The organism is Listeria rocourtiae subsp. hofi (assembly GCF_963575615.1).
Classification (GTDB): domain Bacteria; phylum Bacillota; class Bacilli; order Lactobacillales; family Listeriaceae; genus Listeria_A; species Listeria_A hofi.
In genome coordinates this window covers 68361-81633 of the sequence record NZ_CAUYTL010000006.1, presented here as the reverse complement: position 1 = coordinate 81633, position 13273 = coordinate 68361, and the positions used below count along the sequence as shown (strand labels likewise).

General features: G+C 39.3%; 11 protein-coding genes. All 11 read right to left on the bottom strand.

What is annotated here, in order from left to right:
* Nucleotides 1–51 precede the first annotated feature (51 nt).
* Entirely contained in the window at nt 52–1374 is a 1323-nt protein-coding gene (locus R8925_RS04845) for a nucleotide sugar dehydrogenase (RefSeq protein ID WP_430534783.1), read from the bottom strand.
* The gene (locus tag R8925_RS04840; RefSeq protein ID WP_430534782.1) at nt 1358–2665 is read right to left on the bottom strand and encodes a hypothetical protein; all 1308 of its coding nucleotides are present in this window, start codon (nt 2663–2665) and stop codon (nt 1358–1360) included. The genes R8925_RS04845 and R8925_RS04840 overlap by 17 nt, the downstream gene beginning before the upstream one ends.
* A gap of 64 nt (nt 2666–2729) precedes the next feature.
* Entirely contained in the window at nt 2730–3986 is a 1257-nt protein-coding gene (locus R8925_RS04835) for a lipopolysaccharide biosynthesis protein (RefSeq protein ID WP_430534781.1), read from the bottom strand.
* Nucleotides 3987–4001: 15 nt separating this feature from the next.
* Entirely contained in the window at nt 4002–4679 is a 678-nt protein-coding gene (locus R8925_RS04830) for a CpsD/CapB family tyrosine-protein kinase (RefSeq protein ID WP_430534780.1), read from the bottom strand.
* Nucleotides 4676–5347, bottom strand: a complete 672-nt coding sequence (locus tag R8925_RS04825) for a YveK family protein (RefSeq protein ID WP_430534779.1) — start codon at nt 5345–5347, stop codon at nt 4676–4678. Before R8925_RS04825 ends, R8925_RS04830 begins: the two co-directional genes overlap by 4 nt.
* 25 nt (nt 5348–5372) lie before the next feature.
* Nucleotides 5373–6632, bottom strand: coding sequence for a nucleotide sugar dehydrogenase (locus tag R8925_RS04820; protein WP_430534778.1), 1260 nt, complete (start codon nt 6630–6632; stop codon nt 5373–5375).
* 11 nt (nt 6633–6643) lie between these two features.
* Nucleotides 6644–7837: a glycosyltransferase family 4 protein gene (locus R8925_RS04815; RefSeq protein WP_430534777.1), complete on the bottom strand. Its 1194-nt coding sequence runs from the start codon at nt 7835–7837 to the stop codon at nt 6644–6646.
* Entirely contained in the window at nt 7806–8969 is a 1164-nt protein-coding gene (locus tag R8925_RS04810; RefSeq protein ID WP_430534776.1) for a glycosyltransferase, read from the bottom strand. The genes R8925_RS04815 and R8925_RS04810 overlap by 32 nt, the downstream gene beginning before the upstream one ends.
* A gap of 4 nt (nt 8970–8973) precedes the next feature.
* Nucleotides 8974–9411, bottom strand: coding sequence for a DUF4352 domain-containing protein (locus tag R8925_RS04805; protein WP_430534775.1), 438 nt, complete (start codon nt 9409–9411; stop codon nt 8974–8976).
* Nucleotides 9412–9607: 196 nt separating this feature from the next.
* The gene (locus tag R8925_RS04800) at nt 9608–12091 is read right to left on the bottom strand and encodes a toxin Cry1Ac domain D-VI-related protein (RefSeq protein ID WP_430534774.1); all 2484 of its coding nucleotides are present in this window, start codon (nt 12089–12091) and stop codon (nt 9608–9610) included.
* A 130-nt stretch (nt 12092–12221) separates the two neighbouring features.
* Nucleotides 12222–12902 carry a Crp/Fnr family transcriptional regulator gene (locus tag R8925_RS04795; protein ID WP_430534773.1) on the bottom strand — a complete coding sequence of 227 codons (681 nt, stop codon included), beginning with the start codon at nt 12900–12902 and terminating at the stop codon, nt 12222–12224.
* Between the last annotated feature and the right edge of the window lie 371 nt (nt 12903–13273).

The window sequence follows — 13273 nt, the reverse complement described above, 5'->3', positions numbered from 1 at the left end:
TTCATTACCTCCACTTTCCGCCACCGGGATGTCTCACCGTGGGCTCCAATTTTATAAGTTAGGATCAAAGCCGAGCACTGTCGTCTTGTCCGCAAACGTTCTTCCTAAAAAGTTCTTCGTATCCAAAATCGCCGTCGCATTCGTCGCAATCTTCGTCACGTCCATATCTTCATGACATGTGAGTAAAACGACTAAATCATAGGCTGCAACACGATCGTAATCAAGCGGAATACTTTGCTGCGTCTCTTTTTCATGATCCATAAAAGAAGTTGCATGCGTATCTAAAAAATCGACGCTCGCTCGTTGTTTCGTCAATAACTCATGAATATCAAGCGCTGGTGATTCGCGTAAGTCTGAAATATTTTCCTTGTAAGCCATTCCAACAAGTAATATCTTACTCGTTGTCAAAGACTTGCCTACTTTATTCAGCGCCATCATCGCTTTTCCGACAACGTGTTCCGGCATGCTTTTATTGACGTCTTGCGATAACTCAATGAACCTACTGAAAAAGTTAGACGATTTTGCTTTCCATGATAGATACATCGGATCAAGCGGAATACAGTGACCACCTATTCCAGGACCTGGTGTGAATTTCATGAAACCAAATGGCTTTGTTGCTGCGGCATCGATTGTTTCCCAGATATTGATGTCCAATTTCTCTGCCAGCATCGCCATCTCGTTGATAAAGGCGATGTTGACGCTACGGAACGTGTTTTCAAGTAATTTACTCATTTCGGCAATTTCAGTTGTGCTGACGGGAACTACTTGATTGATAATCTGATCGTAGAGGTTGACCGCGTAATCTTTAGACGCTTCTGTAATACCGCCGACTACTTTTGGCGTGTTTTGAACAGTAAACCGTTTATTTCCAGGATCCACGCGTTCTGGGGAATATGCTGCGAAAAAGTCCGTATCTAGACGCAATCCTTGTTTTTCGAGGCCTTGGCTAATAACTTCGCGGGTCGTTCCGGGGTACGTTGTGCTCTCTAAAACGATAAGCGCGCCTTCTTTGAGATTCGCTGAAATGGCTGCCATCGCTGACTCGATATAACCCATATCTGGCTCAAAGGAAGCGGTTAGCGGTGTTGGAACACAGATAATGATGATATCGGCTTGCTTTATCGTTGTTGCATCCGTTGTCGCCGTCAATCGTTTCGTTGTGACAAGTTCGTTCACGGTTGCAGACGAGATGTCGCTAATATCTGATATGCCCGCGTTGATTGTGGCTACTTTTTTCTCACTCGGATCGTACCCTGTCACAGTAAAACCAGCTTTAGCAAAAGCTACTGCGAGTGGAAGTCCAACGTATCCTAGACCCATGATTGTGATTTTGGCCGTGCGGGTTTCGATTTGCAATTTATGTTGTAGATTCATTTATTTTTGCTCCTTCATTCGTTTTTTTAGCGGTGAGTAGATAGTTGATAATAATCGCGAGGAGTAGCCCATGCGTGAGGAATGTCGTGATGAGGGAGGAATCAATCAAGCTCCAAATTGGCATAGCGAGGAGTACAACACTCAGTAAGAACTGATTATGCTTGGCGATGCTGTCGTAAATCCATAAGATGATTGCAAGGATACCAGTGTAAATTCCGACACCCCACAGTCCAAATGCGGAGAAGGCATCTGCCCAAAGGTTCGCGTTTGCAGAAGCTTCTAAATTATTGAAATACGCTTCACCGATCAAGAATGGTGGATTAGCATCGTAAGGATAGTCGACAAAACTGCTGAAGATACTGTAACCAAGATGCGTGTGCGGATTCGCTGTAAAGAAATCGTAGTAAAAACTAGAGAGGACACCTGGCACCATCATGAGTCGGCGCGTCATGATTTCCGTGAATTGAATGCCTCCTGATAGAAAATCGAGGACGATACATGCGAATACTAAAAAGGCGATACTAAACAAAAATCGAACACCAAAGTTCTGGCCTTTTTTCCCGACACACCAGAGGATTCCTAGAATGAAGAGCGTGGAGAAAGCCACACTTTTCTGACCTGTTGTAGAGAAAATAATGAGCTGGCTTAAAACTCCGATGGCGATGAATATCATTCTCCTATTAACAATCCCGATTCCCATCAATAATGGGTTGAAAATTTTTGACTGCCAGTTCATGGCATAAGCGGCCACAGAGCCTCTCCCCTCTTCGTGATAGCCTTCGCGAATATCATAGACGTCATACAAATTCACCATTCGAAAGTGAAATCCGAATTTGAGAAAAATGAGTCCGAATAAACCGAACCAGCTAATATAGAGAATCGTGCGAACAAAGGCCTGCTTGATACGCAATGGATATATTTTTAAGTGTTTCCATTTTCCGACACTTGCAAGAAGTGCTAAACAGCCAAGCAACACTAATTTGTAAAGGAAGAAACCGTCCATTGGATTTTCTCGCACGAAGTCGGGCATCACCATGGTCGGAATATAAACTAAGATGTAGAGGAGCCAGTAAACGACTTGTGAGGGGCGACTCACCGTTGATTCAGACCAAATGATTGGAATAAGCGCTAAGACGATGGATATCGCTTTTATGGAGATTGTTGGTTGGAGGTCAATCAATGAATAGTAGCTATAGCTTGGTGAAATGAGATAAATATACCCAATATAGAGACTGGCAATATAGAATAATACGCCAATAACAAGGACTAACTTTTCTACTCTTAACTTCACTAATCGCGCTCCTTTCCTTACCTCTATTTAACCATGATTAGCCATTTCATCGTATTTTACTTTGTCATCTATGCCTGCCAAACGTGAAACCTCTCAGCGCTCGATAAGACAACACTAGAAATATCCCGTAAAAAAAGCTACCTATAATCGCGTAACTCGTCAATACCGAGAAAATATCCCATTGTTGACTATGCGCCACGAGGAATAGTATCACAATGCTGACTAAGCGTGAGAAGTCCCATAGAAATTGTGTTTTTTGACGTTCGAGCAAATACAACGTCTGCGAAACTGGGACGGTAATTAGTTGCATATAAAGAACTGGTATGAGGCGCTGTACATATTCACCTGATACACGCCACTCTTCTCCAAATGCTAACGCAAACAGACTTGGTGCAAACACAGCTAAAACTATAAAAATCGGTAGCCCATACACGACTGCTTTTCGAATCACATTTTTAAATAAGCTGAACACGCGTGATGATTCTTCATACATGACTTTTGCCGCAACACTATAAAAAACTTGGCCAAGAACGCTTGTTATTAAAAAGATTGGCATCCCAATAACGCGCTGACCCATTCCGAAAAATCCAGCGACTTCGTTTCCAAAATAGTAAGTGATTAGAAGTACCGGCACTTGTAACGTTAACGCGTTAAGGAATAAGGAACCTGATGAAAACAATGGATATCGGTAGTATTTCCGAACAAGAAATCCCATATTTCGCTTCGTAAAACCGATTTTTACTCGCGTTTTCCAAAAGCTTAAGCCTTGTATCGCGGCACTTCCGAAACGACCAAGCATATCACCGACAATAAGTCCAAAGCTCGGAATAGCAAGCTGAAAACCAGATGTGACAGCGCTCTGTGCCATTTTCGCGTGTGAAATCGTTGCAAATCGCTGTTCTCGCATCTGCCAAAATGTAAAAGTTTGAATAGCACTCCCGAAGAAGATGCCAAGAGAAAGCAATAGAATGATGTGCGAGGATACACGAACATTCAAAAGGGAGAAAGCTGAAATACCTGTGAAGAAATAGCATAGGAGCATCAAACTAGATAAGCTTAAAGCAATAATCAAGCACAGTTTGACGAGCAATGTTGCGATACGCTTCGTTTGGGCGATTGGAATTGCTCGTTCCAGCGAAAGCGCCATACTATTGCTGAAAATACTAATAATACTGAGATACACCGTGTACGTTCCAAAAACTTCTGGGCCATACATACGTGACAGGAAAGGTGCTGCTAGGAAGATGAGACATTGCGCAAATGCATTACCTTTTAGTAATCGCCATGCAAATTTCTTAAAATTCGTTGCTTGTTTCATCATCTGCTCACCTTTTCTTTATTGATAGTAATAGGCTGTTCTTTTCGAAGGTTTTGCCTTGTTGCAAATGATTCCAACAACATTCGCACCCGCTGACTTTACTTCTCTAATTGTCTGCTCTAGCTTTTTGCGCTTCACACTTCGTAAAGCCACAACGACAATTACGCCATCTACCTTACTAGCAATAATCGGCGTATCTGCCAAAATTGCAGGTGGGGCATCGATAAATATAAAATCATATATTTTATCTAATTCCGCAAAAAAAGAATCAAAGTCAAAACTTGCGAGCAACTCTGCAGGGTTATGTGGCAACATACCTGATACTAAAATATCCAGATTCTCCACTTTCGTTTCCTGAATAGCCTTCTTCACATCTGCGCCATCTTTCAAAATATCTACAACTCCATAATAATTCTCGACTTGAAAAATCTCATTTTGTGTTGGGCGCCGTAAATCGCCATCAATAATCAGTACTCGCTTGTCCTGTTGTGCAAAAAATGCTGCTAAGTTCGCGATAACAACTGATTTCCCTTCACCAGAGGCCGATGAAGTCACCATGAAATGCTTCGCGCTTCGCTTCTCTGCAAGGAACTGTAAACTCGTACGAATCATCCGAAATTGTTCGGCAATTTGCGTATTTCGCTGTGAAAAAACCGTTAACTTCTTATCTTCTTTGTTCCTCATGTTTTTTATCATAGTTTCCTCCCCTCCACACTTCCTAATATTGGAATCTCCACAAAAGCTTCCACATCTTCACGCGTTCTTAGCTTCGTGTTTGTCAATTCAATCACTACAAATAGTGTAATTGCCAATCCAACACCCGCTACAAATCCTAGCGCAATACTCATTTTTAAGTTCGGGCTTACCGGAGTTTGGCTATTTTTCAATTCCGCAGGCGATAACACACGAACATTTTTCTCATCCATCAGTATTTCCGCCTCTTTTTGCAAAATTTCTGACAGCGTATTAACGATGAGAACTGCTTTTTCAGGCTCATTATCTCGTACTCCAATAACCAAAACTTGTGAAGAAGCTTCATTTGTAACTGAAATACGACTTGCTAATTCCTTGTTAGATTCTTTTAAATCCAACTTATCTCGTACCTGATTTAATACGTTGCCGCTCGTTATAATCACTTGATATGTGCCAAGCAATTGTTTATTCAGCTGCACATCAAAATTACGATTGTCTTCATTTTTTTCAGGTTTCACAAGAACTTGACTTGTTGCTTCGTACTGTTTCTCAACAAAATGGTTCGTATACATGAACGATACCCCCATTCCAATAACACCCAGGATAGCCACAACCCACCAAAAACGTTTCAAAATCGCGATGATGCCACTCAAATCGATTGTTTTATCCATTGTTTTACCGTCTCCTTAAGTTTTATTACGACTGCAACTGAGAATGATTAGTATAACGGTATAGCGTTCCAAGCGTGATATACATCAATTGCTCGTGATCACCCTCAAAAATATTTTTCGTATCAAAAATGCGCATATGAGCCATACTAGTCAATAATGAGGTGTCCACCTGCTTGAAATCATCATGCTCCGTTGCAATAATAGCCATATCTGCGCTTGCAAAAGCTTTTTCTGGGTTTACATTATAACAAGCCACATGCGGATCATATACATGGACTTCGATATTGCGTTGTTGCAAGTGCTCTGCGATTTTCAGCGCTGGACTTTCGCGAATATCATCCACATTGCCTTTGTATGAAGCACCGAGAATAACCACTTTTTTGGCCATGCTATTTGTGATGGCATCCACACTATCCGCAATAAATTTTGGCATACTGCTGTTGACCTCTCTTGCCGTTTGAATAAGTGGGGTCTGCTCTGGAACGGCCGTCGTAATGAAGTATGGATCGACTGCGAGACAGTGTCCACCAACGCCTGGGCCTGGTGTATGAATGTTCACACGTGGGTGCTTGTTCGCCATCTCAATGACTTTGAGCGAGTTAATACCAAGCTCCGTTGATAGTTTCGCCAATTCATTCGCAAGGGCAATATTCGTATCGCGAAACGTGTTTTCCATCAATTTTGATAGTTCTGCCGTTGAAGCATCCGTCAATAGCATTTCGCCTTTCACAAACGCTTGGTAAACAGCCTTCCCAGCGATAGCACATGCAGGCGTCACCCCTCCAATAATCCGGTTATTGTGCACTAACTCCATCATAATCTGACCAGGCAAAACACGCTCTGGACAATGTACCAAATACACATCTTCACCTACCGTAAAACCAGCTCCTTCAAGCATCGGTTGAATCACGCACGTCGTTGTTTTTGGCGCTACTGTAGATTCCAAAATAATCGTATTTCCTGTTTCAAGAAAAGGAATCACAGCTTCCAAAGCTTGGCGGATATAGCTCGTATCACATGAATGATCTTCCGTATGTGGGGTCGGAACAGCGATGATGAAAGTCTGCGCTCGCTCTAACTGACTCACCGGACGTAATAATCCACGGGCTAAAACATCTTGAAATGCGTCCTGTAATCCAGGCTCTTCAATGTGAATACGACCAGATTGCAAACTTGCGATAACATCTTTATTCGTGTCAAAACCAATCACTTCTTGCCCGTGTTTCGCAAACATAACCGCTGTCGGTAAGCCAATATATCCAAGTCCAATCGTTGCTATTTTCATCCTTATTCCTCCTAGTTTAATGTGCTACTTTCATATTGATTAATTAATGCAACAAACTTTTTTTTCAAAATTCGTGCATCAAAGTGGTTTTCTGCAAGCGCTCGTGCGCTGGCTCCCATTGCTAGTTTCCTTGTTCTATTCTCATGTATTATTTTTAGAAAATCGTAATAGCCAGCCTTATCGTTATAGTGAAAGCCCGCACCCGCCATATTCTTTCGTAGCAAATCATCCTGCCAACCTTTGAAATTTAAAATGATTGGCTTGCCAAGCGACAGAAAATCGAAAAACTTGTTGGAACTATTTTCAGCAGCCAAAATTGGGATATTCGCTAAATTCACAATCCCAATATCACTAGCTGACATCCAGCCAAAAACCTCTGTTTTTGACATATTATCCAGCAACCAGATGTTTTTTAATCCGCGATTCCGAATTGTTTCTGCTATCATAGCCTTCTCTTTACCGCGCCCAATCAAGATATAGTGAATATTTGGATTGGGGTATTTCGTTGCGATATCTACTATAAAAGTAAGATCATTAGCTGCGCCGAATGTACCTGGATAGAGCGCAATAGTTTTTCCAATTAATTCCGGATACCTTTCTTCTATGTGTTTTTTTTCTTTTTCAGCTTCGTATTGAGACGCTTTTTCGCAATGTGAAAGATTAGTGATGACGCTAATCTTGCTTTTCGCAATGCCTTTTGACATAATATTTCGCTTAATCCCATCAGAAAGCGCCACAATATGGGAAGCATGGTGATAGATTTTTTTTTCGAGCCCTCGGACCCCCCTTATAAATGTCTTATTGCGGATAATACCCATTTCAATTGGGGCATCTGGCCATACATCGCGAACTTCAAAAACAAAAGGAACTCGCTTTATTTTAGACACAATGAATGCTGTAATCCCAACTGTAATCGGGGCAGAACTAGCGTAAATCACATCCACATTCTTTTCCTTTAAACCAAGATACATGCTTTTAATAACAAACATCACAAAGGCAAATAAGCGTTTATGAAAGGCAAAGGTATGATCATAATTCGTTTTTGTTGAAACAATTTGTATGCCGTCTAACTCCTTCTCCTCCATATTCTTGCCTGTTAGCATTGTCACTTCTATATCTTCTTCCGTCAACTTTTTCGCTAATTCATAAGGCCTTGTTAGCCCGTTTTCCGACTCAAAATGTTGACTGATATACAGGACTTTCATTTAGCACCTCACTATTTGCCACTTCGTAAAGGGCGAGTAATTTTTGTCCTTCTGTTCTCCAGTTATACGCTTTTTCATAGTGATAACGTCCATTCGCTCCCATTTGTTGCCGCAATCCCTTATTTTCCAACAGAAGCTCAATCGCTCCGACCACTTCTTCAGGTTCTAGTGGATTAACACTAAGACCACTTTGCGTTTCTTTCATTAAGTCCGACCACATAGGAAAATCCGACACAATCATCGGTAATTTAGCCGACATATATTCAAACATTTTTGTTGCCATGGATTCCATATAATTAGGAATCGGCTTTAGTAAACAAAGTCCCATCGTCGCCGTCACCATGTGCCCGCTTATTTCCGCGTTCGGTATTCTTCCTAATCGTTCTACACTGCTAACAAGACCGTGCTCTTTTATAAAAGCATCAATTTTCTCATTATCTGCTCCTGAAATCGGGCCAACTAGTTTTAATTTTAGTTCCTTATATCCTGACTTTTTCAAGTTCTTCAATGCCTCTAACATAATCCATAAGCCACGATTTTCTTCAATGCCCCCCACATAAAGTAATGATTGCTCTGTAAATTCCTCCGCTGGTATTACTTTTTGATATACAGGGTAGTTCAGTACATCTTTATTCTTTTGTGTCACGCATGGATAATCTTTTTTATATGAAGTTTCTGCAAAAATAACTTTGTCACATAACATTAGACACTTCTGCTCCACTCGTTTTACAATTTCAGCTATCGGCTTACGGAGCCCCCTCGGAACCCAAGCTTTTGTTTCTAAAGCTTTCGGAAAGTTTTCGTGCATATCATAGATGAAAACACCATCTCGTTTTCTTAAAATTGGCAAAAGTAGCAATAATTCAGGATCATGAAAATGATAATACTTGGCATCTGATTTGCGAATTGCTTTGTAAATAGTAAACCATCTTGTAAATCGCTTCAATCGGCTACCATTTTGGAATAAGTGTTGCGTCAAGTTCTGACGTATCTCTGGTTGTTGCATCGCTTCTACAGCCATTTGTTCTACTTGATAACCAGCTTTTAGCAGTGTTTCAATTTCTTTATAGTAGATTCGTGTATCGTTCCAGACATGAACGGAACTGTATACAAATATTTTTTTCTCGTTCAATCTCCTATTTTTCATAGACTTGTCCTAAGTTCCAAGTCCATGTTTCGCCCTCAGGTGAGGTGTATATTAGTAGTGTTTCTTTTTGCTCTTTTGGAATTTTGTAATAGCCATTTCCTGTTATTACCTCATCTTTGGCTATTTCTTGGCCGAAATTGTCTCCACTAGTCATTTGATAATCTTTCTTCCCGACCTTGATGTGGAAGTTTCCTGCACCAATTCCTGTTGTTTGGTTCGTATTATTTTTAACTTTAAACTGAACTCGGATTTTACTCGACTGATTGACTAATTCTGCATTAGCTACCGTAATCTGTAAACCATTTATATCTTGTGTTTTACCAATATCTGTTTGCGGTTTTAATAAAGTGGCATTGATGATGAGGGAAACAACGATTACTGTACTTACAATAATCCCTGCTATGGTGAACTTCTTTTTATTTTTCATAAAATGACTCTCCTTTATTTGTTGATGACTACCACTTATGCTCGACTCCTTAATTCTATTTAACCAGGGATAATGTGTTTTTTCAGTATTTTATTGAGGTAGAGGATAGTGACTGTTATGAAGTGACATAACTCATTCATTGTCTAAGAAATAAGGCCCATACTATAAAGCACTGGGCCTTATATCCATTTATTACTTATTTAACTGTTCCTTTAATAGATGTTAAGACATTGTTTCCTGAGTCTAATACCTGTAGCTCATATTCTGCTCCAGCTTGTTTTAATGCTGCTACGTCATACATGTAAACACGATATCCACCATCACTGATAGCTCCGTATCGAACAAATTCTCCATTTACATAAAGAGCGATACGTTTCGCATTATCGGAAATTATTGTTCCAGTAAAATAGCTAGATTTCGTAGTCACATCATCAGGTTCAGCTGTTGTATCTTTTAACTTCACAGTACTTGCTGTCAGATCACTTTTTTGTCCAGTAGCGTCTTCTACTAATACATGGAATTCTTTACCGCGTATTTTTAAGTCCGCAACATCAGATCCATAAATTTTGAAGTCATTTCCTGTGATGACACCGTAACGAATAAATATTCCATCGATATAAAGGGCAACCTTCACAGCACCTGTTGGCACTGTTCCTGTAATATATCCTTCTCCTTTGTAGAACTCATTGATTGTCGGAGCTACTAATTTAGGAGTAAATTTTGGTGAAACTGTAGATGCTGTTTTGATTCCTGCTACGCTTGTTGATGTAATCGCAGCAATTTCAAAAATTTGCCCAGCAACTTTCATTTCAGGTGTACCGCCTGCATAAATTTGGAATGCACCGTTACTTGCGGCCGCTGTTTTGACAAGAACACCATTTACGAATAGACCTACGCGAGTTACTCCTGGCGATGTTGTTCCTTTAACATAACCCGTACCAGCGATATATACCTCAATGTTCGTAATTTTACCAATCTCAAGTAATGCTTTAGCTGTATCTAAATCCTTTTGTAATGATTCTTTTACGGCAGGATCTGTTACCGCATCTACTGCTTTTTGAGCATTATCAATCGCTGTTTGATCGGTTGTATCTTTGATTGTTCCTGTTACATCGTTATTGTTGAACAACTCTTTGATGCTGTTTTCTGCTACTTCTTGACGCGCTTTTTCTGCTGCCTCTGCCGCTTCATTTCTAGCTTCTAGTTGTTTCTTCGCTTCGTCCAGCTCTTTTTGTAGCGCTTCTTTTTTCTCTGGATCTGTTACTGCATCTACTACTTTTTGAGCATTGTCAATCGCTGTTTGATCGGTTGTATCTTTGATTGTTCCTGTTACATCGTTATTGTTGAACAACTCTTTGATGCTGTTTTCTGCTACTTCTTGACGCGCTTTTTCTACTGCCTCTGCCGCTTCATTTCTAGCTTCTAGCTGTTTCTTCGCTTCGTCCAGCTCTTTTTGTAGCGCTTCTTTTTTCTCTGGATCTGTTACCGCATCTACTACTTTTTGAGCATTGTCAATCGCTGTTTGATCGGTTGTATCTTTGATTGTTCCTGTTACATCGTTATTGTTGAACAACTCTTTGATGCTGTTTTCTGCTACTTCTTGACGTGCTTTTTCTGCTGCTTCATTTCTAGCTTCTAGTTGTTTCTGTGCTTCATCTAGTTCTTTTTGTAGCGCTTCTTTTTTCTCTGGATCTGTTACCGCATCTACTGCTTTTTGAGCATTGTCAATCGCTGTTTGATCGGTTGTATCTTTGATTATTCCTGTTACATCGTTATTGTTAAATAGCTCTTTGACTTTTGTTATTGCTTCCTCTTGGCGTTCATTTTCTAGTGCTATATTCTCATTAATTTCCACCAGAAGATCATTCAGTGTCTTTTGAACAGCTGCTTTTTGTGCTGTATTTTCCACTAAGTCAATTTGTTTTTGAATGTCTTCAATCCATGCTTCACTTACGTTTGTTTTTACTTTACCATCTGTACCAATTAATGTATCTACTGCTTCTTTGGCTAATTGATTGTCAGATTTACCTGTCGTCATATTAGTCATATTCAATTTGCTAGCTTCTTTGTAAGCTGTCTCTAGCTGAATAAAGACACGCGACGTATCTTCTGTCGCGACGAATGTATACTTAGCAACCCCACTTGCAGCTGTATATTTCACATCATTCATAGTATTAGATGATGTAAGCATTCCTAACCAAAAACTATTATTTGATGAGGAGTTTGTTTGTGTATAGTTAAACGATATTGTATACTCTTTACCGACTTCTGTAGCTATCGTTTGCACTACCATGAGGTAAGCACTATAGTTATCCATTGTTAGATTACCTTCTCCAGTACTAGTTAGCTTTCTGGTGCTATTCTGCAGTGAATCTAAAGGTACTTTAACTGATACCGAATCATCAATTTCTGAATATAGCGTGCTAACAGTACCTAGATTTGCATGACTTGATCCTATCGTCCAATGTTTAAGTTCCGCTGATGCATCATTAGATATTCGTTCAATTGATGTTGTCATCAAGTTAGGATTACTTAACTCATAGTAAGGTGATGTAGCAACATCGTTTTGTATAGCATATCCTTTTGTCGATAGTACGTTTAACGGCGTTAACACAGTTGTTCCTAAAATACTTGCAATCGCCATTGTACTAACTATTTTTTTCATATTCTTTCTAATCATCTGTTTTAATTCCTTCTTTCCTATTTTTAATTCGTGTTTACTGCAAATAACTAAGCTTAAGATTACATGCTCACAATAATCACCACCTTAAACGCTAAATTAATAATCTTATAAATCTGAATATTGAGTCCTATATCGTGTTATATAGTCTGACATATATAAATCGATCATCCACGATAATATCGCGTTCTTCTTCTAACTGCTTGATTGTTGTATTAAGTGTCATTGGACTTACTTTGATATAATCGGCTAACAACTTCCTTGTAAAGAAACTGGGGAGCTTTATAAACTCATCAGATGGCCCATCCTTTTGTCCAGATTTTTCTACAAGTATTTGTAAAAAGGCTAACACTCTTTGTTGCTTATCCGAGCGCATTGCCATCATTTTTTTGAGATGAGTCCTATAAATACCCATCATATAATTATAATGGTATAGATATCCTTCTTGAATGTTCATGATTTTTGCCAATACATCATGAAACTTAAAACGCCATACAATAAGTTCGTCTGTTATAACCCGGCCACTTACTCTCGTTTTTCCAGTACCACCTTCACCATGTAGACCAATAAAGTCACCTGAACCAGCAAAGTCTATAATTTGATTTCCCATACACACAGAACTTACACCACTCTCAATCGCAAATACATATGAAGCAATATTGTCCTTACTTTCGAATATGTCTGATTTCCCTAGGACTAATCTTTTTCTGTCAATAGGATAGTTATCATCGGCTAATAATATTGGCAGCAATTTTTCAAGATGAAAATCTCTTTCAATGGCTTGAACATCATAAAGCTCTGCTATATTCATATTTCATACCTCCTGAATAATATGATAACAGCTTAATTTAATCTCTTCGCTCTAAAATTATAGACTTTTTTACATTTTTGTGTACAATTAGTGAACTATGATTATTAAATTTCAAATACTCACTCGCTTATATTTAAATATAAGCGAGTATAAAGCGTCTACTATACAAAATTTCTACTAACAGTTATAATTATCTTGCGTTTTTCAAAAATATTACTGATTCCACTATTTTGTGAACTTATCGGCAGTACCTTATTTCTTTGCTGCTAACTCTATTTAACCATTTTCTAGTTTATTAAGGTAATCACAATTGTCACTAGAGGCTGTCAATTGTGAAAAGAATCAAAAAAAGCAAAGAACCGTAGACTAAA

Excerpts from the sequence above, each read along its gene's own strand:
- R8925_RS04845 (WP_430534783.1), bottom strand. The coding sequence starts at position 1,374 with ATGAATCTACAACATAAATTGCAAATCGAAACCCGCACGGCCAAAATC.
- R8925_RS04835 (WP_430534781.1), bottom strand. The coding sequence starts at position 3,986 with ATGATGAAACAAGCAACGAATTTTAAGAAATTTGCATGGCGATTACTA.
- R8925_RS04830 (WP_430534780.1), bottom strand. The coding sequence starts at position 4,679 with ATGATAAAAAACATGAGGAACAAAGAAGATAAGAAGTTAACGGTTTTT.
- R8925_RS04825 (WP_430534779.1), bottom strand. The coding sequence starts at position 5,347 with ATGGATAAAACAATCGATTTGAGTGGCATCATCGCGATTTTGAAACGT.
- R8925_RS04820 (WP_430534778.1), bottom strand. The coding sequence starts at position 6,632 with ATGAAAATAGCAACGATTGGACTTGGATATATTGGCTTACCGACAGCG.
- R8925_RS04815 (WP_430534777.1), bottom strand. The coding sequence starts at position 7,837 with ATGAAAGTCCTGTATATCAGTCAACATTTTGAGTCGGAAAACGGGCTA.
- R8925_RS04805 (WP_430534775.1), bottom strand. The coding sequence starts at position 9,411 with ATGAAAAATAAAAAGAAGTTCACCATAGCAGGGATTATTGTAAGTACA.
- R8925_RS04800 (WP_430534774.1), bottom strand. The coding sequence starts at position 12,091 with ATGATTAGAAAGAATATGAAAAAAATAGTTAGTACAATGGCGATTGCA.
- R8925_RS04795 (WP_430534773.1), bottom strand. The coding sequence starts at position 12,902 with ATGAATATAGCAGAGCTTTATGATGTTCAAGCCATTGAAAGAGATTTT.